Origin of the sequence: Clostridium sp., from assembly GCF_047777555.1 — a bacterium.
Classification (GTDB): Bacteria; Bacillota; Clostridia; order Clostridiales; family Clostridiaceae; genus Clostridium_H.
Genome location: NZ_JBKEEV010000002.1, coordinates 219,855 through 245,341, shown reverse-complemented (window position 1 = coordinate 245,341; position 25,487 = coordinate 219,855). Strand labels below are relative to the sequence as shown.

General features: G+C 31.5%; 27 protein-coding genes. 22 read left to right on the top strand and 5 right to left on the bottom strand.

Features of this window, described 5'->3' with window-relative positions; translation table 11 throughout:
* Positions 1-4: 4 nt before the first annotated feature.
* From rpsK to cwlD, 12 genes are all read left to right on the top strand, one after another.
* Complete coding sequence (rpsK, locus tag ACFWTK_RS04300; RefSeq protein ID WP_415874888.1) at positions 5-400, top strand: 30S ribosomal protein S11; 396 nt, start codon at positions 5-7, stop codon at positions 398-400.
* Between the two features lie 28 nt (positions 401-428).
* Positions 429-1,049: a 30S ribosomal protein S4 gene (rpsD, locus tag ACFWTK_RS04295; protein WP_415874887.1), complete on the top strand. Its 621-nt coding sequence runs from the start codon at positions 429-431 to the stop codon at positions 1,047-1,049.
* Positions 1,050-1,114: 65 nt separating this feature from the next.
* A complete protein-coding gene (locus ACFWTK_RS04290; protein WP_415874886.1) occupies positions 1,115-2,062 on the top strand; it encodes a DNA-directed RNA polymerase subunit alpha in 948 nt (315 codons plus the stop codon).
* Positions 2,063-2,075: 13 nt separating this feature from the next.
* Positions 2,076-2,417: a 50S ribosomal protein L17 gene (gene rplQ / locus ACFWTK_RS04285; protein WP_415874885.1), complete on the top strand. Its 342-nt coding sequence runs from the start codon at positions 2,076-2,078 to the stop codon at positions 2,415-2,417.
* A gap of 89 nt (positions 2,418-2,506) precedes the next feature.
* Positions 2,507-3,349, top strand: a complete 843-nt coding sequence (locus tag ACFWTK_RS04280; protein WP_415874884.1) for an energy-coupling factor transporter ATPase — start codon at positions 2,507-2,509, stop codon at positions 3,347-3,349.
* Positions 3,334-4,200: an energy-coupling factor transporter ATPase gene (locus ACFWTK_RS04275; RefSeq protein ID WP_415874883.1), complete on the top strand. Its 867-nt coding sequence runs from the start codon at positions 3,334-3,336 to the stop codon at positions 4,198-4,200. The genes ACFWTK_RS04280 and ACFWTK_RS04275 overlap by 16 nt, the downstream gene beginning before the upstream one ends.
* A complete protein-coding gene (locus tag ACFWTK_RS04270; RefSeq protein WP_415874882.1) occupies positions 4,193-5,005 on the top strand; it encodes an energy-coupling factor transporter transmembrane component T family protein in 813 nt (270 codons plus the stop codon). The genes ACFWTK_RS04275 and ACFWTK_RS04270 overlap by 8 nt, the downstream gene beginning before the upstream one ends.
* A gap of 30 nt (positions 5,006-5,035) precedes the next feature.
* Positions 5,036-5,776, top strand: a complete 741-nt coding sequence (truA, locus tag ACFWTK_RS04265) for a tRNA pseudouridine(38-40) synthase TruA (RefSeq protein WP_415874881.1) — start codon at positions 5,036-5,038, stop codon at positions 5,774-5,776.
* Between the two features lie 184 nt (positions 5,777-5,960).
* A complete protein-coding gene (rplM, locus tag ACFWTK_RS04260) occupies positions 5,961-6,395 on the top strand; it encodes a 50S ribosomal protein L13 (RefSeq protein WP_415874880.1) in 435 nt (144 codons plus the stop codon).
* Between the two features lie 27 nt (positions 6,396-6,422).
* The gene (rpsI, locus tag ACFWTK_RS04255; RefSeq protein ID WP_415874879.1) at positions 6,423-6,815 is read left to right on the top strand and encodes a 30S ribosomal protein S9; all 393 of its coding nucleotides are present in this window, start codon (positions 6,423-6,425) and stop codon (positions 6,813-6,815) included.
* A gap of 206 nt (positions 6,816-7,021) precedes the next feature.
* On the top strand, positions 7,022-7,531 hold the full coding sequence (locus ACFWTK_RS04250) for an AAA family ATPase (protein ID WP_415874878.1): 510 nt from the start codon (positions 7,022-7,024) through the stop codon (positions 7,529-7,531).
* Positions 7,532-7,964: 433 nt separating this feature from the next.
* Positions 7,965-8,705 carry an N-acetylmuramoyl-L-alanine amidase CwlD gene (gene cwlD, locus ACFWTK_RS04245; RefSeq protein WP_415875157.1) on the top strand — a complete coding sequence of 247 codons (741 nt, stop codon included), beginning with the start codon at positions 7,965-7,967 and terminating at the stop codon, positions 8,703-8,705.
* A gap of 47 nt (positions 8,706-8,752) precedes the next feature.
* Here cwlD and ACFWTK_RS04240 read toward each other — a convergent pair whose 3' ends face one another.
* A complete protein-coding gene (locus tag ACFWTK_RS04240; RefSeq protein ID WP_415874877.1) occupies positions 8,753-8,962 on the bottom strand; it encodes a hypothetical protein in 210 nt (69 codons plus the stop codon).
* 232 nt (positions 8,963-9,194) lie between these two features.
* On the opposite strand from ACFWTK_RS04240, the gene citX reads away from it, so the two are divergent.
* Positions 9,195-9,719, top strand: coding sequence for a citrate lyase holo-[acyl-carrier protein] synthase (gene citX, locus ACFWTK_RS04235; protein ID WP_415874876.1), 525 nt, complete (start codon positions 9,195-9,197; stop codon positions 9,717-9,719).
* 38 nt (positions 9,720-9,757) lie between these two features.
* Here citX and ACFWTK_RS04230 read toward each other — a convergent pair whose 3' ends face one another.
* Positions 9,758-11,371: a Na/Pi cotransporter family protein gene (locus ACFWTK_RS04230; protein ID WP_415874874.1), complete on the bottom strand. Its 1,614-nt coding sequence runs from the start codon at positions 11,369-11,371 to the stop codon at positions 9,758-9,760.
* Positions 11,372-11,571: 200 nt separating this feature from the next.
* Positions 11,572-13,572 carry a sigma 54-interacting transcriptional regulator gene (locus ACFWTK_RS04225; RefSeq protein WP_415874873.1) on the bottom strand — a complete coding sequence of 667 codons (2,001 nt, stop codon included), beginning with the start codon at positions 13,570-13,572 and terminating at the stop codon, positions 11,572-11,574.
* A 336-nt stretch (positions 13,573-13,908) separates the two neighbouring features.
* Here ACFWTK_RS04225 and ptsP point away from each other — a divergent pair, with 336 nt between their 5' ends.
* From ptsP to ACFWTK_RS04195, 6 genes are all read left to right on the top strand, one after another.
* Complete coding sequence (ptsP, locus tag ACFWTK_RS04220) at positions 13,909-15,525, top strand: phosphoenolpyruvate--protein phosphotransferase (protein WP_415874872.1); 1,617 nt, start codon at positions 13,909-13,911, stop codon at positions 15,523-15,525.
* Between the two features lie 109 nt (positions 15,526-15,634).
* Entirely contained in the window at positions 15,635-16,204 is a 570-nt protein-coding gene (locus tag ACFWTK_RS04215; protein WP_415874871.1) for an RNA polymerase sigma factor, read from the top strand.
* Entirely contained in the window at positions 16,194-17,498 is a 1,305-nt protein-coding gene (locus ACFWTK_RS04210; protein ID WP_415874870.1) for a DUF4652 domain-containing protein, read from the top strand. The genes ACFWTK_RS04215 and ACFWTK_RS04210 overlap by 11 nt, the downstream gene beginning before the upstream one ends.
* A gap of 35 nt (positions 17,499-17,533) precedes the next feature.
* Positions 17,534-18,271: a DUF4652 domain-containing protein gene (locus ACFWTK_RS04205; RefSeq protein WP_415874869.1), complete on the top strand. Its 738-nt coding sequence runs from the start codon at positions 17,534-17,536 to the stop codon at positions 18,269-18,271.
* 212 nt (positions 18,272-18,483) lie between these two features.
* Positions 18,484-18,801: a thioredoxin gene (trxA, locus tag ACFWTK_RS04200; protein ID WP_415874868.1), complete on the top strand. Its 318-nt coding sequence runs from the start codon at positions 18,484-18,486 to the stop codon at positions 18,799-18,801.
* Positions 18,802-18,869: 68 nt separating this feature from the next.
* Entirely contained in the window at positions 18,870-19,718 is an 849-nt protein-coding gene (locus ACFWTK_RS04195) for an NAD(P)/FAD-dependent oxidoreductase (RefSeq protein WP_415874867.1), read from the top strand.
* Positions 19,719-19,862: 144 nt separating this feature from the next.
* Here the strand turns inward: ACFWTK_RS04195 and ACFWTK_RS04190 are convergent, their stop codons facing one another.
* The gene (locus ACFWTK_RS04190) at positions 19,863-20,393 is read right to left on the bottom strand and encodes a cell wall hydrolase (RefSeq protein WP_415874866.1); all 531 of its coding nucleotides are present in this window, start codon (positions 20,391-20,393) and stop codon (positions 19,863-19,865) included.
* A gap of 110 nt (positions 20,394-20,503) precedes the next feature.
* Positions 20,504-21,526, bottom strand: coding sequence for a hypothetical protein (locus ACFWTK_RS04185; RefSeq protein WP_415874865.1), 1,023 nt, complete (start codon positions 21,524-21,526; stop codon positions 20,504-20,506).
* A 201-nt stretch (positions 21,527-21,727) separates the two neighbouring features.
* On the opposite strand from ACFWTK_RS04185, the gene cdaA reads away from it, so the two are divergent.
* From cdaA to ACFWTK_RS04170, 3 genes are read left to right on the top strand one after another with little or no spacing between them, the layout of a single operon-like run.
* Positions 21,728-22,573 (top strand): diadenylate cyclase CdaA, encoded by an 846-nt coding sequence (cdaA, locus tag ACFWTK_RS04180; RefSeq protein ID WP_415874864.1) that lies wholly within the window; start codon positions 21,728-21,730, stop codon positions 22,571-22,573.
* Positions 22,546-23,844: a CdaR family protein gene (locus ACFWTK_RS04175; protein ID WP_415874863.1), complete on the top strand. Its 1,299-nt coding sequence runs from the start codon at positions 22,546-22,548 to the stop codon at positions 23,842-23,844. Before cdaA ends, ACFWTK_RS04175 begins: the two co-directional genes overlap by 28 nt.
* A 20-nt stretch (positions 23,845-23,864) precedes the next feature.
* A complete protein-coding gene (locus ACFWTK_RS04170; protein ID WP_415874862.1) occupies positions 23,865-25,463 on the top strand; it encodes an NAD(P)/FAD-dependent oxidoreductase in 1,599 nt (532 codons plus the stop codon).
* Positions 25,464-25,487: the final 24 nt, after the last annotated feature.

Genomic DNA, 25,487 nt, shown 5'->3' with positions numbered 1-25,487 from the left:
GAAAGTGGCTAAGGCAAAGACTAAGAAGACTAGAAGAAAAAAGGAAAGAAAAAATATAGAACACGGTTGTGCACATATAAAATCAACTTTTAATAACTCAATAGTTACTTTAACTGATTCTGTTGGTAATGCTTTATCTTGGTCAAGTGCGGGAGCATTAGGATTTAAAGGATCAAGAAAAAGTACACCATATGCAGCTCAAATGGCAGCTGAAACAGCAGCTTCAGCAGCAATGGAACATGGGTTAAAGAGTGTAGAAGTATATGTAAAAGGACCAGGTGCTGGTAGAGAAGCAGCTATAAGATCATTACAAGCTGCAGGATTAGAAATTACTTTAATAAAAGACGTTACTCCAATACCACACAATGGTTGCAGACCACCAAAGAGAAGAAGAGTATAGTATATAGGAAACAGGAGGTGTTACTTGAATGGCTAGATATACAGGAGCTGCATGCAGAATATGCAGAAGAGAAGGCATGAAACTATTCCTTAAGGGTGATAGATGTTATACAGATAAATGTTCGTTTGCAAGAAGAGGATATGCACCTGGACAACACGGACAAAGCAGAAAGAAACTTTCTAACTATGGAGTTCAATTAAGAGAAAAACAAAAAGCTAGAAAATTATACGGAATTCTTGAAGGTCAGTTCAGAAGATACTATGAAAAAGCTGCTCATATGAAGGGAATAACAGGTGAAAATCTGTTAAAGCTTCTTGAAATGAGATTAGATAATGTAGTATATAGAACAGGTTTTGGAGGCTCAAGATCAGAAGCTAGACAATTAGTTACACACGGACATTTCTTAGTGAACGGTAAAAAAGTAGATATACCTTCTTACCAAGTAAGCGTTGGAGATGTTATAACTGTTCGTGAAAAGAGCAGAGCTTCTGAAAAGTTCAAGGTTTTTGCTGAAAATCCAAAAACAATGCCAGCTTGGTTAGAAGGAAGTACAGAAAACTTTGAGGCAAAGGTTGTTGCTGAACCAACTAGAGAAGATATTGATGTTCCAGTAAATGAAACATTAATTGTTGAGTTATACAGCAAATAATAATGGTAATTAGAATGGAATCAGTTGCCCTCAGTATGTGTATAATTCATTAAGGGAGGGTTCGTATGTTAGAGATAGAAAAACCCAAAATAGAATGTGTTGAGGCGTCTGAAGATGGTACTTATGGTAAATTTGTCATAGAACCATTGGAAAGAGGATATGGGATAACTTTAGGAAACTCCTTAAGAAGAATCTTATTATCTTCACTACCAGGAGTTGCTGCGAATTCTATTAAAATTGATGGAGTTTTACATGAATTTTCAACAGTTACTGGAGTTAAGGAAGACGTAACAGAGTTAATCCTTAATATTAAAGGGTTAGCATTAAAGATGAGTGAAGAAGGTCCAAAGACTGTATATATAGATGCTCAAGGACCTGGAATAGTAACTGCTGCTGATATTATTTCTGATGGAAGTGTTGAAGTCGTTAATAAAGATATGTATATAGCTACTTTAGATGATGATGGAAAACTTTACATGGAAATTAATGTTGACAAAGGTAGAGGATACGTAACTCAAAATAAAAACAAAAGAGAAGATCTTCCGATAGGTACTATACCGGTTGATTCAATCTATACTCCAATTAAAAGAGTTAATTTTTCAGTGGAGAACACTAGGGTTGGTCAAATTACTGACTATGATAAATTAACTCTTGAAGTATGGACTAACGGTACTATAAAACCAGAGGAAGCTATTAGTCTTTCGGCTAAGATTCTTATTGAGCACTTCAAGCTATTTATGACACTTACAGATCATGCTGATAATGTGGAAATAATGGTTGAGAAAGAAGAAGATAAGAAAGAAAAAGTTCTTGAAATGACAATAGAAGAATTAGATTTATCTGTAAGAAGTTATAACTGCTTAAAGAGAGCGGGAATAAATACTGTACAAGAACTTACAGAAAGAACTATAGATGATATGATGAAGGTTAGAAATCTAGGTAAAAAGTCCTTAGAAGAGGTACAGGAAAAGCTTGCTGCTCTAGACCTAGGTTTAAAAAAATCCGATGAGTAAAGGAGGATGAAACATGGCACAACAACGTAAGTTGGGGCTTCCAACTGATCATAGAAGAGCTATGCTAAGAAATTTAGTTACTAGCTTCTTAAAGAATGGTAGAATAGAAACTACTATTACAAGAGCTAAAGAAACTAAGAACATGGCTGAAAAAATGATCACTCTTGCAAAAAGAGGAGATCTTCATGCTAGAAGACAAGTATTAGCATATGTTACTGAAAAAGAAGTAGTAGACAATTTATTTACAAACATTGCTCCAAAGTATGCTGATAGAAATGGTGGATATACTAGAATATTAAAGATGGGTCCAAGAAGAGGAGACGGAGCAGAAATAGTTATACTTGAATTAGTGTAAATGCTATATAAGGGGATTAAGTATTTCTGGCTTAGTCCCCGTTTTAATATATCCTTTAATTTTAATTTATAAGAGGAGTATTTATCCATATGAGTGTAAACATGATTGAATGCAAAAACGTTGTATATAAATATGAAAAAAATGATCAAGAAGTTAAAGTAGCAGTGGATGGTGTTGATCTTGATATAAAAAAAGGTGAGTTTTTGGTTATACTTGGACATAATGGATCAGGCAAGTCTACTCTCTCAAAACATATGAATGCTCTTTTGGTACCCACTGAGGGAGTGGTAACTGTTTCAGGAATGGACACTAGGGATGAAGCAAATACATGGAAAATAAGAAATAAAGCTGGTATGGTGTTTCAAAATCCAGATAATCAACTTGTAGCAACCATTGTTGAAGAAGATGTGGCATTCGGACCAGAAAATTTAGGTATTGATCCAGAAGAAATAAGAACTAGAGTAGATGATGCTCTTAAAAAGGTCAATATGTATCATTTTAGAAAACATGCACCCCATTTATTATCAGGTGGTCAGAAGCAGAGAATAGCTATAGCAGGTATTTTAGCTATGAGACCAGAATGCATAATTTTTGATGAACCAACTGCTATGTTAGATCCTTCTGGAAGAAAAGAAGTTATTAATACAATAAAGGACTTAAATTCTAATTATGGTATTACTATCGTGCTTATTACACACTATATGGAGGAAGCAGTAGAAGCTGATAGAATAGTAGTTATGGATAAGGGTAAAATTGTTATGGAAGGTTCTCCAAGAGAAATCTTTAGCAATGTACCAGTAATGAAAGAGATAGGTTTAGATGTTCCTCAAATGACAGAACTTTCATACGAACTAAAAAAAAGTGGGGTAAATATAACTTCAGATATATTAACTATTAATGAGATGGTGGATGCAATATGTCGATTAAAATAGAAAACTTAACTCATATATATATGCCTGGATCGCCTTTTGAAAGAAAAGCGTTGGATAATGTGAACTTATCAATAGAAAATGGAGAATTTGTTGCCCTTATAGGTCATACTGGTTCAGGAAAGTCTACATTAATTCAACATATAAATGGCTTATTGAAGCCATCAAGTGGAAAAATAATCATTGATGGCGTGGACATAACATCAAGTAAGGTAAAATTAAATGAAATACGAAAAAAAGTAGGACTTGTATTTCAATATCCTGAATACCAGCTTTTTGAAGAGACTATAGAGAGAGATATTGCTTTTGGTCCTAAAAATTTAGGACTAAAAGATGAAGAGATAGCTAAAAGAGTAAAAAGAGCTATGAATATGGTAGGCTTGGATTATGAGACATATAAAGATAAGTCACCTTTTGATTTAAGCGGAGGTCAAAAAAGAAGGGTTGCAATAGCTGGAGTTGTTGCTATGGAACCTAAAGTTTTGATTTTGGATGAACCTACAGCAGGTTTAGACCCTAAAGGAAGAGATGATATACTAGAAAAGATTGTACAGCTTAGAAAAGAATATAATATGACAATAATACTAGTATCACATAGTATGGAGGATGTAGCAAAAGTAGCAACTAGAGTATTAGTAATGCATGAGGGAAAATGCATTTTAGATGGAACTACAAGTGAGGTATTTAAACAAGTGGATATACTAGAGGGTGTTGGACTTGCAGTGCCGCAGGTAACTTATTTAGTAAAAAGACTAAGAGAAAAAGGGTTTAGTATATCTGAAGATGTATTTACTATAGATGAAGCAAAAAGAGAAATTTTAAAATTATTAAGGGGAGCTAATCAAAATGATTAAAGATATTACTATAGGGCAATACGTTCCGGGAGAATCTTTCATTCATAAATTGGACCCTAGGGTTAAAATATTATTATCCATAGTATATATAATAGATTTATTCATAATAAATAACTTTAAGGGGTATATTTTCATAATAGCATTTACAATAGCTGCTATTCTCATTTCAAAGGTCCCTTTTAAGTATATATATAAGGGCTTAAAGCCCATATTTATATTACTTATAATTACTGCCTTATTAAATATCTTTATGACAGGAGGCAGTTCTGGTGAAGCACCATTATGGCAATGGGGAATTTTAAGAGTATATAAAGCTGGTCTAGTATTAGCTGGATTTATGATTATTAGACTAGTATTTTTAATAGTAGGAACATCCTTACTTACTTTAACGACTTCACCTATTGAACTTACAGATGGATTAGAAAAGCTTTTAAATCCATTTAGAAAAATAGGCCTTCCAGCTCATGAATTAGCCATGATGATGACTATAGCTCTCAGATTCATTCCAACACTTATGGATGAAACAGATAAAATAATGAAAGCACAAATGGCAAGAGGAGCTGATTTTGAATCAGGAAATATCTTCAGCAGAGCGAAGAACTTAATACCTCTCCTTGTACCTTTATTTGTTAGTTCCTTTAGACGTGCAGATGAGCTTGCTATGGCAATGGAGGCAAGATGTTATAGAGGTGGAGAAGGAAGGACCAGAATGAAGATACTTAAAATGGGAAATAGAGATTATATTGCTATTGCCATTACTGCTCTTTTAGTTATTACTTCTATTTGGAGCAGAAGCTTTATATAAGTAACTAAGTAGTAATATGGAGTGTTTATATTGAAAAGAAATATTAAGTTAACTATAGAATACGATGGAACAAATTATTCAGGCTGGCAGAAACAAAAGCATTCAATTACAATACAACAAAAGATTGAAGAAGCTATTAAAAGTATTACAAGGGAAGATTGTGAAGTTATTGGATCTAGTAGAACTGATGCAGGAGTACATGCGAGAGGATTTACAGCAAACTTCATAACGGAAAGCAATATTCCCCCTAACAAGTTTAAATATGCTATTAACAGCAAACTGCCTAAAGATATTGTAATAATAAACTCCGAGGAAGTGCCTTTAGAGTTCCATTCAAGATTTGATAGCAAGGGTAAAAAATATATATACACCATATTAAATAGAGAAGAGCCACCTACCATTGAAAGAAATTACGTATATCATTTTCCTAAGAAATTAGATGTAGATTTAATGCGCCAAGGCAGTAAATTCTTTATTGGAGAGCATGAATTTGATTCCTTTTATAAAAAATCGGGAAGTACAGTAAAGTCTACTCTTAGAAATATATATTACTGCGATGTAAGAAAGAAAGATAATCTTATTGAATTTACGGTAATCGGCAGTGGATTTTTATACAACATGGTCAGGATAATGGCTGGAACACTTATTGAAGTTGGAATTGGCAGAATACAGCCAAAGGATATACAAGATATATTATTAGCTAAGGACAGAGAAAAAGCAGGTAGATCTCTGCCTCCGCAAGGCTTGTGCCTTCATGAGGTGCTTTACTGATAATAACAGTAATTTCAGTAATAAACTTTTTTATATGATATGGAAATTGTGTTGACACGCCAGGCTAATTGTATTATAATATTTCTTGTTGTAGAAATGTATTTAAGACCACGGCCCCGGTCTTGATATAGAAGAATAAAAGAGCGAAGATAAGCGATAGAAAAAGTTCAAGGAGGGAAAAAAGATGAAATCATACTTAGCAAAACCAAATGAAGTTCAAAGAAAATGGTATGTTATCGACGTAGAAGGAAAGCCACTAGGAAGAGCAGCAAGCCAAGTTGCTACAATTTTAAGAGGAAAAAATAAACCTACTTATACACCACATGTTGATACTGGAGATTATGTTATAATACTAAATGCTGACAAAGTAGTTTTAACAGGAAAGAAATTAGATCAAAAGATGTTAAGACATCACTCATTATATCCAGGCGGATTAAAAGAAGTATCTTATAGAAAAGCTTTAGAAAGCAAGCCAGAATTTGTTTTCCAAGAAGCTGTAAGAAGAATGCTTCCACAAGGACCTTTAGGAAGAAAAATGCTTAAGAAATTAAAAGTATATAGAGGTTCAGAACACGATCAACAAGCTCAAAAACCAGAAGTTTTAGAGTTAAGATACTAATTGGAGCTGAAGGGAGGATACATACAGATGGCTAAAGTTCAATATTTTGGAACAGGAAGAAGAAAAAAATCAGTAGCTAGAGTAATACTTGTACCAGGAGACGGAAAAGTTACTATTAATAAGAGAGACATTGAAAAATATTTTGGATTAGAAACTTTAAGATATATAGTAAATCAACCACTAGTATTAACAGGAACTAAAGATAAGTTTGATGTAATTGTTAATGTTCATGGTGGTGGATTCACAGGTCAAGCAGGAGCTATAAGACATGGTATAGCTAGAGCTCTTGTAAAATCTGATGAAACATTAAAGCCAGAAATTAAAAAAGCTGGATTCTTAACAAGAGACCCAAGAATGAAGGAAAGAAAGAAATACGGTCTTAAAAAAGCAAGAAGAGCACCACAATTCTCAAAGAGATAGTTATTGTTGTCGACTTACAAAAGAGTCGGTTCAAACTTACAAAGTTTGTTTGCGAGTTTACAAAACCGTCATTGGTTCAAATACCTTTGACGGTTTCTTATTTTTGGTGAATTATTAATAATAGTTATATAATATATTATACATGTCCAGTTGTAGAATTTTATGAATTAGGGAATATTTAAGTTTTAGAGATTGGAGAGTAGAAAATGAAAAATCTAATTTTTATAAATGGAACTATGGGCGTAGGAAAAACAGCAACAAGCAGAGAATTGCAAAAACTTTTACCAAATTGTGTTTTTCTGGATGGTGATTGGTGTTGGGACATGTCTCCTTTTATTGTGAATGATGAAACCAAAAATATGGTAATTGATAATGTTAGTTATCTCATAAATAATTTTATTTCATGCTCAGTGTATGAAAATATTATTTTTTGTTGGGTAATGCATGAGCAAAGTATTATTGATGATGTGCTGTCTAGGCTAGAAAAACATGATTATAAATTATATAAGTTTTCTCTAGTATGTACAGAACAAGCATTAATTTCACGAATTACAAAGGATATAAAAATTGGAATAAGGACTGAAGATGTTATTAATAGAAGTGTATCAAGATTAAAAAATTACTTTCAAATGGATACATATAAAATTGATGTAAGCAATATTTCTGCCAAAGAAGCCGCAGAAATAATATTTAAGCACATTATGAATAAATCATAATCATTATATTAATGTATACTTTTTAGGACTATATAGTGTATTTATTACATAATAAATTGTTCATTGTCTACTAACTCGAGTTTCTTCACAATTACAAAGTTTGCTTATAGCAAGCGTACAACCGGCATTGGTTTATATACATTTGGCGGTTTTTTTGTTTGTAAAAATAAAGATAAAAATATGAAATCCGGACGCAGTTGTAATCCCTTGGAATGGAGTATAATTCGTATGTGTAACTGGACAGTTATATCAGAACAAGAGAGGCTTATGTACCTCTTGTTTTTTTGTTATATTTAAAAATTAGAAATATATTAAAAAATTATAGAAAATATAGCTAAGGATATATTCTCCATCTTTTATATAATTATTCAAAGTAAAACATGTTAATATAGGACAAAATATAATTATAGTGTAGTTAGGAGGGATTGTTTTGATAAAGATAAGAAAGAGAAAATATATTTGGTGCGTATTAACATGTATAACCTTAGGATTATTATTTATCAATTTAAAATACATGTCTTCAGAAGTATATAATAAAAGGACTAAGACCATAAGCGGTAAAAAGACTATATTAATAGATCCAGGTCATGGAGGAATAGACGGAGGAGCAGTTTCTAAAAATGGAACAGTGGAAAAAGATATTAACTTGAAGATATCATTAAAATTAAAAAAGGCTTTAGAAGAAAGAGGCTTTAATGCAGTATTGACTAGAGAGGAAGATAATGGTCTTTACTCTGATTCAGGTAGAATAAGAGATAAGAAAAATGAAGATTTAAATAATAGATGTAAAATCAAAAGTGATAGTAAGTGTGATGCTTTTATAAGCATACATTTAAATATGTTTGAGCAAAGTCAATATTACGGAGCACAAGTATGGTATTCTAAAGAAGGAGAGAGTGGACAGTTTGCTCATATAATACAGCAAAACCTTGCAAAGGATATAGACAACAATAACAAAAGAAGAGAAAAGTGTGCTAAGGGAGCATATAAAATATTAAGATGTCATGATGATATACCATCAGTATTAGTAGAATGTGGGTTTTTATCAAATCCTGATGAGGAACAAAAGTTAAAGAAGGAATCTTATCAAGAACAAATTGCAAAATCATTAGCAAGATCTATTGAAGAGTTTTTCTCTATAAAGGAGGAAAGAGAATTAAGGATAGAACAATAAGCAAAAACCGACATATTTCCTTGGAAATATGTCGGCAAATTTTAAAATTATTTTCCCATACAAAAAGGACATTTTTTATGGCATGGCTGATCTGTCATCAAAGATCCTTCATTTAAAGAGCTATACATTTCTATATTCTCTTCATCAATATCATCTATTTTGCACTCAGGTTTTTCATTTTTTAAATCATGAAGCAGGTTAGTGGAAAGATCAAGAGCATATCTTTTGTAAAAGAAAGGATATCCGTGTCTTATCATATATTATCACCTCAAAATTTTTGTTGTGTTTACGTTTACTATTGTATCATATATTTATAATGATAGCATATATTTTATAAGCAAGAAAAAGAGCTTTATTTTTTTAATTATATAAGCTAGTTACTTGTTGATAATATATGTAATTTGCTGTAAAGTTATATTAAGGGATAAATTATCTTCAAAATAAGGAGGAAAGTAAGAGATATTGGCTTTACTAATTCTCTAAGAAGTTATGGAATATAAGTGTATAGGTATAGAACTAGATAGACATAGGAGAATAGAATTTCAATATAAATTAATAAAGAAATTCAATATGCCTTTAGTTGTAATAAGAGTTAACTATCCAGGAGAAAATAGGAGCAATGACATTACAAATAGTATAATAGAGAGTATGGATGATATAATATCGGATATTTTTAGTCCGTATATCCATTTAAAATTACTAAGGATTACGGAAGAGGGGCCTACTTTAACCTTAATAATTAATAAAGATGCACTAGAGATAAAGAAAACAACTGTGGAAATAGAAGATAAACACATTTTAGGAAAATGTGTGGATATAGACGTATATGACATGAAGGCTCGAAAAATCAGTAGAGTTGAGTTAGGCTATGTCCCTCGTAAATGTTATCTATGCAAAAATACTGCTGAAAAGTGCATTAAAGAAAAAACTCACGCTCAAGATGAAGTAATACAATATATCGTAGGAAAATATAGAGAATATGTAGAAAGCTTCTATGGAAAAAAGGCTAGATAAAAATAGAGCAGTAAACTTCAAGTTTACTGCCCTATTTTTTACTTTATATCAAGATCAAGAACCATATGAGCTATGTTGTCTGAATGGTCTCCAACTCTTTCTAAATTAGATAGTAAATCAACAAAGATTGACCCAGCTGCAGGAGTACAAGTTCTACTACTAAGCCAACTGATATGTTCTCTTCTTAATTGTTCTTCCAATTGGTCTATTTTTTCTTCTGTTTCAAGTACCTTATTAGCTGCTTCGAAATCTAAATTTGATAAACTTAATATTGCAAGTTCAACAGCTTCATTAGATAATGAATATAAGTTTTTTAAACCACTAACAGCATTGTCTGAAAGAATTAAGTTATTTTCTAGTTTATATTGCGCAAGCTCAGCAAGGTTTGTAGCATGATCTCCTATTCTTTCAAAGTCACTAACTACGTGGAATAATGATGTTATAAGTTGTGACTGCTGTTCAGATAAACTTGTATTAGATAGAGAAACCATGTAGTCTGTTATTTCTCTTTGAAGGAAGTTGACCAACTTTTCCTGCTCAAATACGGAATCTATCAGTTTTTCATCATAATTTAAAAATGCAGACATAGCATTATCTAAATTCTTATGGGAAGTTTTAGCCAATCTTGTAATTTCCTTAACTACCTGACCACAAGCAATTGAAGGGGTTTCTAATAATCTTGCGTCTAGATATTCTAGTTTTAATCCACTTGAATCAATATCTTCACCAGGAACTAGTTTGTTAACAAACTTAACTAGCAAAGGTATAAAAGGTATTTGAACAATAACATTAGTTATGTTAAATATTGTATGCGCATTAGCAATTTGCCTTTGTATATCTCCACCAAGCATAGGAATAAACTTCATTACTAAGCTAAATGCAGACATAAATAGTAATGTACCTACACAGTTAAATGTAAGATGAATAAGTGCTGCACGCCTTGCATTTTTGTTTGTTCCAATACTTGCAAGAAGAGCAGTTACACATGTACCGATATTATCTCCAAAAAGTATTGGAAGAGCTGCATTAAGGCTAATTGAATTGTTAGATGCAAGTGCCATAAGTATACCTATGGTTGCACTACTGCTTTGCACTGTAGCAGTCATTGCAAGACCAACAAGTACTCCAAGTAGGGGATGCTGACCTATAGTAAGTATAAGGTTTCTAAAAGCATCGAGTTCTCCTAAAGGTTTCATAGCATTTTCCATCATAGACATGCCTACAAATAAGATACCAAAACCTAAAACTATATCTCCTAAGTCCTTTGTTCTTTTCTTCTTTGAAAACAGAACTATAACAGCTCCTATACCAAGTATAAGAGGAGCTACATCGGACAACTTAAAAGCAATCAGCTGTGCTGTTATAGTCGTTCCTATATTAGCACCCATTATTACTCCGGCAGCTTGAAATAGGTTCATAAGACCTGCATTAACAAATCCTACAACCATTACTGTGGTAGCACTACTGCTTTGGAGGATGGCTGTTACTCCAGCACCAACAAGTACAGCTAGGATTCTATTTCTAGTCAAAGCTTCAACTATTTTCTTGAGCTTATTACCAGCAGCTTTTTGAAGACCATCTCCCATGAGCTGCATACCATAGACAAACAGTCCAAGACCGCCCAATAACTTAAAAATCATTATATAGTCCATACTACACATCAATCTCCTATCAAATTTTATAGTATATGAATACGGTTAAAATTGTAGCATACCAATGTTAAGTTTATATTAAGATTAGAAAAAAATAAAGAACATATGTTAAAAAATCGGAAAAAATATAAAAAAAGAGAAGAATATTTATTAATTATGGAAATATTCTTCAAAAATTTAATAACATTAAAACAATGTAGTTAAAAATCTATTCCGTATTTTTTACATTTTAATGAAACTGTTCTATGAGTCAGCCCTAAAGCCTTTCCAGCTTTATTAAAGCTTTTATACTTCTTCATGGCAAGAGATATAATTTCTTTTTCGTACTCTTCCATAGTTTTTAGCTCTCCTTCACTTATATTTACTAATGGGCTATTTTCCTTAGTAGGAGAGTTAATATAAAAAGGTAAGTCCTTAAGAGTTATAAAATCACCATCGCACATATTAATAGCACGCTCTACCACGTTCTCAAGCTCACGAATATTACCGGGCCAATCATAATTCTGAAGATAAGGCATCACATCTGGAGATATACCAGATACTTTTTTATTTAATTTATTGCTTATTTTCTCTATAAAATGTTCTAAAAGTAAATTGATATCTTCTTTTCTTTGTCGAAGAGGAGGAAGGTGTATACTTATGACATTCAATCTATAATACAAGTCTTCCCTAAATTCTCCGTTTTTCATCATTTCTTCTAAATTCTTATTAGTAGCTGCAATAATCCTTACATCTACTTTTTGAGTTTTTAATCCACCTATGCTTTCAAATTCTTTTTCTTGAATGACTCTAAGGAGTTTAACCTGCATAGCAGGGGATAAATCTCCAATTTCATCTAAAAATATACTTCCTTCATGGGCAAGAGAAAACTTTCCTGGCTTACTCTTTGTAGCTCCAGTGAAAGCTCCTTTTTCATACCCAAAAAGCTCGCTTTCTAGAAGATTTTCTGGTATTGCAGCACAGTTTACTCTTATAAAAGGCTTATTTTTTCTATCGCTGCTGTTATGAATAGCATTTGCTATTAACTCTTTGCCAGTTCCGCTCTCTCCTCTTATAAGAACAGTAGAAGAGGATTTTGAGGCTTTATCTGCTATAATGAGACATTCTTTTAAGGTGCCGCTGCTTCCAATTATGCTTTTAAAAGAATTGTTAAGCTTATTATGTCTCTGCAATTCCTGCTTATAATAGTTAAGCTCTTCCTGAAAATCATCAAGCTTTTTAACCAAATCCTTTATCTCCTCAGCAGGTTTAGATATAGATATAACCCCTTTAAAAGAATCCTCTATAAAAATAGGCTGTATGGTGGAGATTAGACTTATATCTCCCTTTTGATGAACTATATTTTCAATCTTATGTTTAGAATTAAAAGATTTCATTCTAAAACCTTTTGGAGATATTTCCATTAAATCTTTTCCAACAATATCTTCATTATCAATATTAAAATACTTCTCATAAGCTGGGTTTATGTAGCTTACTTTTCTATTTTCATCAACAAAGCAAATTAATTCATGAGAAGTTTCTAGTATGCTTCTAAGTTTTTCATTTAATTCTTTTATTCCTACTAGTTCGGATATATCTTGAAATATTTTTACGGCGCCTATTATTTTACCATTTGATATTATAGGAGAGGCATTTACAATGACCATGTGATTATTAACGTATTTAATATCTCCATATCTAGTTGTACTATTTTTTAAAATAGAGGGTAAATCAGAATTAGGTATTATATTTGTAATATTTTTACCGATAACATCTTTAGAGTCTTTATCAATAAGCTTAAGACCGTAACTGTTTATAGTAGTTATATTGGAATTAGCATCTATAACTATAACTCCAACAGGAAGGCTTTGTAATATTTGTTCTGTAGCTATAGTATTTTCTTCTAGTATGGCGTCAAGGTTAGTCATAGTAGAGTGTTTTGTATCAAGGTGTTCTGTTATGAAGTCACATAGTTCAAGAACTGCCTTTTCACCATTTAAGCTATCATCACTGCAGAGAATTTCTACAGTTTCTCCCTTTACTATCTTAAGGGAAAGTAAGGCAAGCATACTTATAGCTAGAGGTTCAGAGTTTTCATATTTCTTTATGCATAACTCTAAGTTATATTTATGTCTTATTTGAGAAGCTTTTTGAACAATCATAGCAGCTATTCTAGTATGAACGCCATCTTCTATATTTATAGTTATTTTATTTTTAAACATAACAAATAACCCTCTTTTCGTAGATTATGTATATATTTGATAAAAAATATCATATATAAAATAATATTGATAAATTTTATCAAATATATATTATCGCATAAAAATCCATAAGTCTACAGGTATTTTATATATACGACATACAAATACTAGACATAATAATTGAGAATTGTTGATAAAAAGTATCAAGTTTAAGTATGTAATCGTATATATTATAGAGATGTATTTACTTAGCTAATCCTGTTATATCAATAGGTTTTGACATACATATAAAATCTGGCATGAATCTTGCTTTAGTAATTAAAGATTAAGTTTTCAAAAATTATAGGAGGTAAGGTAATGAAAAAAGGTATAGCCGCATCAAAAGGATATGCTATAGGGCAGGCAATTATAAAGGAGAATAGAGAAGTATCAATAGTAGAAAGAAGAATAGAAAACGTACAGGCAGAGAAGGAAAGACTTGACAAGGCTATAAACAACTCAAGAAATCAACTAGTAAAAATAAAGGAAAAGGCTGAAAAAGAGCTTGGAAGTGATAAGGCGGCAGTATTTGAGAGCCATATTATGCTTTTAGATGATCCAGAGTTTACTGGAGCTGTAGCTATGAACATAGAGTCTAATAAAGTAAATGCAGAAAAGGCTTTAAGCGACGTTATAGAAATGTATATGGGTATATTTGCATCTATGGAAGATGAATACATGAGAGAGAGAGCAGCAGATGTAAAGGATGTTGGAAATAGAATACTAGCTAATTTATCAGGAAATGGAGCAGATGATTTAGAAAATCTAAAGGAAAACACAATAATTGTAGCTCATGACTTAACACCATCTGATACTGCTCAATTAGATAGAAACAAGGTTATAGGATTTGTAACAAATATAGGCGGAAGAACATCACATAGTGCTATAATGGCAAGGACTTTAGAAATACCTGCTGTTGTAGGATTAAAAGACATAACTGAAATTGTTAAGAATGGTGATACTCTAATTGTAGATGGAGAAGAAGGAGTAGTTTTAATAAATCCAGATGAAGCCACAATGGCTAAATATAAGGAAAAGAAAGCAGCTTACGAAAAGGAAAGAGAAGAACTTAAGAAGTTAATAAGTGTAAAGACAGTAACTAAGGCTGGAAAACATGTTGAGGTTGTAGGAAACATAGGTAAGCCTCAAGATATACATCAAGTATTAGAAAATGGCGGAGATGGTGTAGGACTATTTAGAACAGAGTTCTTATATATGGATAGAGATGAGATGCCATCTGAAGAGGAACAATTTGAAGCTTATAAATATGTTGCAGAAAAGGGAGAAGGAAGACCAATAGTTATAAGAACTTTAGATATAGGTGGAGATAAAAAGCTTCCATACTTGCCTTTACCAGAGGAGATGAACCCATTCTTAGGATATAGAGCAATAAGACTTTGCTTAGATAGAAAAGATATATTTAAGATTCAGTTAAGAGCATTACTAAGGGCATCAGCTTTTGGTAACATAAAAATAATGTTCCCTATGATTTCTTCTTTAGAAGAATTTCTAGCTGCAAAAGATGTGCTTAAAGAATGCATGGATGAGTTAAGAAGTGAAGGAAAAGACTTTAATGAAAATTTAGAAGTTGGAATGATGGTTGAAATACCATCAGCAGCTATTTATGCAGATGAACTTGCAAAACATGTTGACTTCTTTAGTATAGGAACTAATGACTTAATTCAATATACTCTTGCTGCGGACAGAATGAATGAGAAAGTTTCATATCTATATAATCCACATCATCCAGCAGTTTTAAGATTGATAAAAATGACTATAGATGCTGCTCATAAGGAAGGAAAATGGTGTGGAATGTGTGGAGAAGCAGCTGGTGATGAAAGTATGATACCAATTCTTGTTGAATATGGATTAGATGAATTTTCAATGAGCGCTACTTCAATATTAAAAGCAAAACAAATCATAATGAATAATTAGTGATATAATAAAAGGCATATAGTGTTTAAAAAAACACTATATGCCTTTTTATAACTTTTAATGTATAATAAACGTATATAGTAATAAGCAGGTGAAGGGGTGGGACCGCTTGTTCGAAAAAGAAGACGATTTAATCCTGATAGAAAACATATTGAATGGAGACGTTAGAAGCTTTGAATCTCTTGTAGAGAAATACGAAATGACTATACTAAAATTTATATATTCTATGATAAGAGACAAGCAAATAGCAGAAGATATAACCCAAGAAGTATTTATAACAGTATATAATAAATTAAATACTTTCGACAGCAGATATAAATTTTCTAACTGGATTTTAAGAATAGCAAAAAATAGATGCATAGACTATATAAGAAAAGTAAAAAAAGTTAGCGAATCAAATATTGAAGATTTTGTAGGTTTAAAATCTAAAGAAATAACTCCAGAGGAAGCAGTTGAATTTAAGGAAACTAAACAAGTTATTACTGAATATATAAATACTTTAAGTGATATAGACAAGCAAATAATAATACTTAGATATTCTCAGAAAACAACCTTTAGTGATATATCCAAAATTCTGGATATAAATGAGTCGTCTGTAAAAAGAAGGTATTATAAAATAAAAGAACAGTTCAAGAGGAAAATAGCTGTAGAAGAAAAGAGGTGTGGATATGAACTGTAAGGTATTTAGAGAAAAATTGAATAGTTTTATTTCAGAGGATATTCCCAAGGAATTGATGAAAGAAATGCAGATTCATATGCTATCCTGTGAGTTTTGTAGAAGGCTTTATGATGAGGAGCTTTTAATAGAAAAGTCCTTTGAGGAAGCTCTGAATTTTGATGATATAGTTTTTGAAAGTCAAAAGGATAAAATTATGTCTAGAATTGATAAGAATAAGTATGCTGATGATGGACATAAAGATTATAGATACTATAGAAATATGATTAAGGTAGGAGCACCTATAGCAGCAGCTATAGCGTTTATATTACTTATAAATCCAATATCCAGGTTTCATGTAATAGAGAATAATCAAATTTCAAAAGGCACACAAGAAAATAAGCCAAAAGTTCAGGAGAATATAAAACCACAACAAAATGAAAAGAATATTAATACGGATTTATCAGACAAAGTGAATGAAAAATTTTCTATAAAACCAAGTACAGAAAATATGGGTGGTGATTCATTAAAAAAGGATTTACCAAAAAAGATTGCTAAGTCAAATTCTACTTCAAAACAAGAAGAAGCTGTACAAGGAAATGATAAAACAGAAGGTAGTTTAAATACCCAATTAAACGGAAATATAAATGATGAGCATAATAGTTCATCAAACAGTACTGTAAATGGAATAGTTAAAGAAGGCGAAGCTTTAGATAAAGCAGAAGGTGCAGATGGAGGCATAAATACCTTATTACCAGGAGGTAATGAAGTAGCTGTAGAAGAAATTGAAGAGGATCAGAAGAAAATTAAACTTCTTTTCGGAAGAGTTGGTGTTCCTGTAAGAATACCTATAATCTTTAATAAAAAACCTGTGGATGTAAGTCTTCAATACAAGTTGCTTGGCTTATGGAATGAATCTCCAGATAAGAGCTTTGGATTTTATCTTCCAAAGGAAGGAGAATATCCTGAAGAGAGGTTATATATCAGAGATGTATACAATAAAAGCAACTGGTATTTAGAACTAAACTTTGCCTACAGAAAAGCTAAACCTAAGTATATAAAGTGGGACAGTGAAAACTCCTTATTTATTGTCTTTGAAGGGAAAGAAAATGAGGTTAATTGCGCAGAAGAGCTATATATGGTAAATGTAAAAACAGGAGAAGCTCTCATGATATACAAGGTCTTAAATGATAATAAAGGCATAGTAGATGTGGTAAGAGAAAATGATGATATTAAAATAAAAATTGATATTGATAAATATGATGATCATAACGAAATCTATGAAGAAAGTATAATATACGATGCTCCAAATTTTTAATAAGAAATGTATAAAAAACTAAAGGGGGAAAACTTATGAAACCTAGTATAAGTAGATTAAAAAATAGTATATGCTATATTATTTGCTTGCTTTTGACTGCCTCAGTTATAGGATTTACAGGATGTTCAAATAGGAAAGTTGAAGAAAACAAAAAAGTAACTGCAAATTCTGATGATAAAAAGAATACTAAAGAAGCAGAAGAGGATAAAGATAAAAAAGATGAGTCTGTAGATATAGATGAAAATAAAGATGTTGAGAATAATGATGATTCAAATAAGGATTCATCTTCGGAGAATACTATAAAGTTTGCAAAGAACAATCTAGGCAAGGATGTTAATCCTAAGTTTTCAACTGAGTGGAAGGATTCTTTAAATAAAAAATTGAGTGTATGCATTGAAGGAAAAGGACCAGATGCAATAGAAGAAGGAATAGGTAAGATATATGTGAAAGACTTAGAAACTGGAGAAAAATGGTCTTTGGATATTGTCCAAGATGAAGAACAAAATTCACCTAAATTTGTGGAATGGTTAGATGACGAAAATGTAGCTGTAATAATAGGGCATGGTTATGGAACAATAGCTGTAGGTGGAGATTTATATAAGCTTAATGTTAAAACTTGTGAAGTTAAGGGAATATATAATGCTAATACTTTAAATCAGCAGGTAACTTCTGTAAAGAAGGTTAATGACAAGTTAGAGCTTCAGCTTCTTGTCTATGACGATGATGACTTTATAAAATCACATACAGAGAAAAAGATTATAGACTTAAAATAAATCTTTATAAAAACGGTATGCAAAGGCAGTAGAAACTTTGTGTACCGTATTTTAAATATGATTTAGGGGAAAATATTTTTATAAGTATTTACTTGAGAATAAAAGACTTAGAAAGTGATAAACAAATTATTGACTAATATAAAAAAGAGAGTTACAATAATAATATAAGTTACCCCCTTGGGGTATATGAAGAGTTTATGGAGGGATAATACATGGTAAGAGAAATAAATAGCCGTAATTTTATTCAAGAAGTAATAAATTCCGAAGAAGCAGTTATAGTAGACTTCTGGGCTCCTTGGTGCGGACCATGCAGAATGCTAGGACCTGTAATAGAAGAATTATCTGAGGATATGGGAGATAAAGCTAAGTTCTTTAAAATGAATGTAGATGAAAATCCAGAAATAGCATCAAAATATAGAATTTCAAGCATTCCTAATGTTATGATATTTAAAAATGGAGAAGTTGTTGAAAATATGGTTGGATTTAGACCAAAACAAGATTTCGAAACAGCTATTTCTAAACACCTATAAAATACAAAACCGACAATAACCTAAAAAAGGTATTGTCGGATTTCATTATATAAAGGAGGTGAATGGCTTTGAGCGAAAGATATGATATAGCTATTATTGGCAGCGGTCCAGCGGGATTAGAAGCAGCTATAAATGCTAAAATAAGAAATAAGAATATAATTATTTTTGGAAATAAGGATTTTAGTCCTAAGCTTATAAAGGCACCTAAAATTAATAATTATTTAGGATTTTATAATATATCTGGTAAAGAGTTAAAAGAGAAGTTTGAAAGCCATATTAAGAATATGGGAATAGAAATAACAGAGGAGAGAATTGACTCTGTATATGCCATGGGAGAATATTTTGCTCTAATGGTAAATCAAAAGATGTATGAAGCTAGATCTGTAATATTGGCTACAGGTATGGAGTATGGTAAGCCTATAAAAGGTGAAGAAGAATTTTTAGGTAAGGGTGTAGGGTATTGTGCTACCTGTGATGCCCCTCTTTATAAAGGTAAAGTAGTTACAATAATAGGTTACAATAAAGAAGCTGAGCATGAGGCTAATTATGTAAGCGAATTAGCTTCAACAGTTTACTATGTTCCTATGTATAAGGGAAATTTAGAATTAAACTCCAATATTAAGATTGTAAGTGATATACCTAAGGAGATAGTTGGAGAGGATAGAGTATCAAAGCTTGTTTTAAATAAGGAAACTATTGAAACGGATGGAATATTTGTACTTAAGGACAGCATATCTCCAAGCCAGTTGGTTCCAGGACTAGAAATGGAAAATGGGCATATAAAAGTAGATAAGAATATGAGAACAAATATTAAAAGATGTTATGCCGCAGGAGACTGCACAGGAAAGCCTTATCAGTATATAAAGGCAGCAGGTGAAGGTCAAGTGGCTGCACTAACAGCAGTAGATGAAATTTAAAATAATACTATATGAAATTTAAAGTTATGGTAGATAATATTTAGATTAATATAGAAGAGGCAGTTCACACAATGTGAACTGCCTAAGTGTTTTTTGACATTTAAGTTTACTATATTTATATTAATTGAAATGATTGGCAATATGTTACTTTGCTACGAAAAATACATGATTACCAATCCTCTTGGAGTTTTTCTTAGCTATATTTTTCATCCAAGAGGATGTGGCAATTTTCGGATTATAAAAGAAAACTGCACTGTCAGTTGGATCTTTACCTTTAAGAGCATCCATGACAGCTCTATAAGAATTATCATCTGGAGTTACATTTATTTTTCCATCTTTCACGCATGAAAATGCGGCCTTTTGTTTTATTACACCTTCGATGTTATTAGGAAATTTAGAATCTTTTAAACGGTTTAATATAACTGATGCAACCGCTACTTTTCCTTCGTAAGGTTCAGCACAGCTTTCTGCATATACAATTTGAGCCATTAAATGTATGTCATCTTTAGTTATATAGAAATTTTGTCCTTTATCATTAAATACTGTTACAACTTGAGATTCTTCTTTATATAATGTTTTTGCTTCAGAATCGCATATTACCTTTGCACTGGCATAATAAAAAGAAGCTGTTAACATAGTAATCAAAGTTATTATGCTAACAAGAATTTTTTTCATTTTTACTATCCTCTCCTTTAAAATTATTGGAGCTAATTTAAAGTGGGCTATTGATATTGTTCCCGCTAGTAAAAAAATAATTCAAAAAATAATTAAATTTAACAATAATCTTAAACAATTTTATCCTCGAATTCATTGTATATCCTTATAAAGTTTCTATAATCCTTTTCTACAACCTGCATCTGCTGTTCAGGAGTGTCATATAACTTATTTAGATTATTGTTATTTGTAAGCCCAGATACGGATGTGAGTTGTTCTGTTTTTACAGAATACTTTAAACTTTGTATATATGTATCATAGTCATCCAAAACCTTAACAAAAGCCTCATACACAGATAAAGCATCATTTGGAATAGTTAGATTGGATAAGTCTATTTTTATTCTGGTTATAGCATTTTCCGTATTATCTAATTCACTTAGCAAGTTTTCGTATCCGGTGACATTACTTCTAGAATGTATAATAGTATTCATATAATCCTTCTTTATTTGACTAAATTGATTTGATATATCATTAAAAGTAAGAAGAAAATCTCGATTTTGGCTTAAAACTATCTGGGCATCAGTATTTTGTCTAATTTGCTTTTCAGTATAAGCTATGGTGTTGTTTAAGAATTCTAAACTTTCATTAGGTAAGGTGATTTTTATGCCCTTAATAGAAACCAAAGCATAATAATTCATGCAATCATCTCTACTTTTTTCAAGCTCATCTAAAAGTTTTGTAAGGTTAGGGCTTTTAGGGTCGCTAACTATAGAAAGTATGTGTTTATACATTAGTATATTATTTTCAAGACCTAAAATTAAGTTGTTCTGATCTTTAGCATACTTATTTGTTACAATTAAACTTCTGATTTTTGAGTGTGAATTTTGCAATGAAGCTATAGATTGTGAAAGAGAAGACGATATTTTGTTTATATCAATAGTTTGCCCTTTTGTAAAAATATAGGAGGATTCATTTACTTTATTTATATTGTTTATCTCTGTTTTTATTTTGGATACATAAGATGCTTGAGACTTACCTATAAAAAAGTAATATGTTCCGAAAAAAACAGCTGAACCCATAAGAATGGCTCCAATAACAAAAGGCAGAAGTGTAAATAGCGTTTTGTTAGATTCCTTTTTGTTGGATTCTTTCAAAATATCAACTCCTTCAAGATAATTTTAATTTTATATTAAAACATATTTAGGATATTTTTTCTAGTATATCATAAAATTATATAATTTATTCTTGAAAATTATTCTGTTAAATATTTTGTTAAATAAATAAGCTTTTTATTATTAATAAAGTAACAATGGTGTATAATTAATAGTAGACATTAATTGTAAGAGGTGAAGAAAGTGGATATTGCTAATATAGTCATTAATACCATAAAAGGTATTAACATTTATTCTGTGCTGGATATTATAGTGGTATCATATATTTTTTATAAGTTTTATATGCTTATGCATGAGACAAGGGCAGAACAGCTTTTAAAAGGAATTTTATTTATAATTTTACTCATTCCCATAAGCAGTTTGCTTCATTTAACTACATTAAATTGGATTCTTAATAAGACCATAACTATAGGGGTCCTTTCTTTTGTCATTATATTTCAGCCAGAAATAAGAAAGGCTCTTGAGCACATAGGAAGAAGTGCCTTTAATGATAAACATATTTTAGAAGATGAAGAAAAAATGAATATGATTATAACGGAAATCGCCAATGCTGTGGAAAATTTATCTAAGAGCAGAACAGGAGCTCTCATTGTAATAGAGCAGACCACAGGACTTGGAGATATAATAAATACAGGAACAAAACTAGATTCAGTTATTTCAGCTGCCTTATTAGAGAATATTTTTGTAGTAAATACACCTCTTCATGATGGAGCTTCTGTTATTAGAAACGATAGAATAGCAGCAGCTGGATGCTTCCTACCTCTTACCAATAACAATGATATTAATAAACAGCTTGGAACAAGGCATAGAGCTGCTATTGGAATTTCTGAAGTTTCAGATGCTCTAGTAATAGTGGTATCAGAGGAAACAGGAGTTATATCTCTTGCTGTAAATGGAAATTTGACAAGATATTATACAAAAGAAAGGCTTAAGGACATTTTAATAAGGATAATTAAGTATAGAAAAAGCAAAAAGATAACCTATAGGGAGAAGGTGAAGTCATGGCTCAAAAAAGCAGAGAACAATTAATTGTTAAGATATGCTGCGTAATTGCTGCTTTTATTTTATGGCTATATACTTCTAACGATGGTAATACAGCTAAAACTTATAAGATATCAAATATTCCTGTGAAGATAGTTAATGAGGATTATTTGAAGCAAACAGGACTTATACTTTCACCAAATCAAAAGTTTTCAATATCCCTAAATGTGACTGGAAAGCCAGTTGATATTTATGCAATAAAACCAGAACAGTTTAAGTTAGTTGCAGATTTGAGCGGTTATGTTATGAAAAAAGGGGAAAACAGAGTACCAGTAAACATAGTTAGAAGACCTAGTGGAAATATTAATATTGTAAATGATGGTGCTATGTGGATTTTTGTTGATGTTGACAATTATAAGGAAAAGACTTTTGAGGTAGAAGCTGAGGTAAAAGGAAGTTCTAAGACTGGTTTTTATAGTGAAAAACCAGTAATAAAACCAAAAACTGTAACTGTAAGTGGAGCTGAGAGCTATGTGAATTCTGTCCATAGGGTTATAGCAGAATTAGACCTTAATGAGGCAGATAAGAATATTAACCTTGCTGTTCCACTAAAAGCAGTAGATAGGCTTGGAAAGGAAGTAAAGGAAGTAACCTTAAGTCCTAGTGCTTCAGATGTATTTATTTCTGTTCAAAAAACAAAAAATGTAGGGGTAAATATAAAAACTACTGGAGATTTGCCAAAGGGATTTATTTTAAAAACTATAAAGCTTTCTAAAGAAAATTTCACACTGGTAGGAGATGCTAAAAGTATTAATGCTGTATCTAAATTAGAGACAGAACCTATAGATTTAAGTAAATTTAAAAATGACGTTTCCAATATTACAGTTAAACTCATAGTGCCTGCTAATGTGAAAATTACAGATGGAAGCACTACTGTAGATGCACAAATCATCTTGGACAAAGTTAGTGAAAAAAATGTAACATCCAATATTCAAGTTAAGAATTTACAAAGTGGATTTTCGGCTAAATTGGATAAAGAAACTTTGTCACTGGTTATATCTGGAGGTAAGACATATATAGATTCTTTAAAAGAAGACAGTATCAAGTGCTATATAAATCTAGAAAATTTAGATGAAGGAGAATATACAGTACCAATAAAATTAGAACTTCCTCAAAACATTACTGTAATATCTCAAAGTGCTAAGTTTGTTAATGTAAACATAGTTAAAAATGATAACAAGACAACTGAGGGAGAAAAGGATAAGAATTCTGGAGGAACATCGGAAGAAAATACTAATTCTGCAAATGCTAATAATTAACATACTGGAGGATAAGTCGCATGACTATTAGAATAAACAATTTAGTATTAGATATAGATGAAGATATTGAGCTATTAAGAAAGAAGGCAGCAAAAAAGCTGAGAATAGATAAAGAATATATAAAAAATTTTAAGATACTTAAGGAATCAATCGATGCAAGAAAAAAGAATAACATAAAATTCACCTACAGCGTTGAAGTTAAGTGTGATAATGAAAAAAAGGTTGTTCAAAGAGCTAACAATAAAGATGTAAAGATGGAAGAGGCTGCAGATAGAGAAGAATTGATTTTTGGAAATAAAGAAATGTATCATAGACCTGTAGTTGTAGGAATGGGACCAGCAGGAATGTTTGCAGCCCTATTATTAGCTGAAAATGGATATAGACCTATTGTGATTGAAAGAGGAGAAAAGGTAGAAGATAGGACTAAATCTGTAGAGAAATTTTGGAAAGATGGAAAGTTAAATTTAGAGTCTAATGTGCAGTTTGGAGAAGGTGGTGCAGGAACCTTTTCTGATGGAAAACTTACAACTAGAATAAAAGACAGAAGATGCGATTTTGTCCTTGATGAATTTGTAAAGGCTGGAGCGCCAGAAGAAATTACTTATATTGGAAAACCTCATATCGGAACTGATATATTAAAAGGAGTAGTTAAAAATATAAGGGAAAAGATTATAAGTTTAGGAGGAGAAGTAAGGTTTAACAGCAGGCTAGAAGATTTAAAGATAAAGAATAATAAGCTTGAAGCAGTAATAATAAACGGAGAAGAAGTTCCCTGCGAAGTATTAGTGCTGGCTTTAGGGCACAGTGCTAGAGATACCTATGAAATGTTATTTAAAAGAGGAATTTTTATGTCTCCAAAACCTTTTGCCATTGGTGTTAGAATAGAGCATTCTCAAAGATTTATAGATGAAAATCAATATGGCAAGTTTGCATCTCATCCAAGACTTAGAGCAGCAGATTATAGATTGTCCTATACAAGTAAGATAACAGATAGAGCAGTATATAGTTTTTGTATGTGTCCAGGAGGAGAGGTGGTTGCAGCAGCCTCAGAGGAAGAAAGACTTGTGGTAAATGGCATGAGTTATTATAAGAGAGATAAGGATAATGCTAATTCAGCCATTGTTGTAACTGTTGGAGAAAAGGACTTTATAGGAGACACTCCACTAAAAGGAATGGAATTTCAAAGACATTATGAAAGCCTTGCCTATAAACTAGGAGGAGGTAATTATATTGCACCTGTTCAGCTTGTAGGAGATTTCTTAAAGGACAGAGTTTCAACTAAACTTGGAAGTATAAAGCCAACATATAGACCAGGTTATGAATTTGCAGATTTAAGAAGGTGTCTTCCAAGTGGAGTTATAGATACTCTAAAGGAAGGATTAATAGAATTTGATAAGAAGATAAAAGGCTTTGCCTCAGATGACGCAGTTATGACAGGAGTTGAAACAAGAACTTCAGCCCCTGTAAAGATTGAAAGAAATGAGAAGTTCCAAAGCATATCTTTAAAAGGATTGTATCCATGTGGAGAAGGAGCAGGATTTGCAGGAGGTATAGTGTCGGCTGCAGTTGATGGAATGAAAAGTGCGGAACACATAATGATGGAATATAAACCAAGTTAAATTAGACGTTAAATAAAAAATATA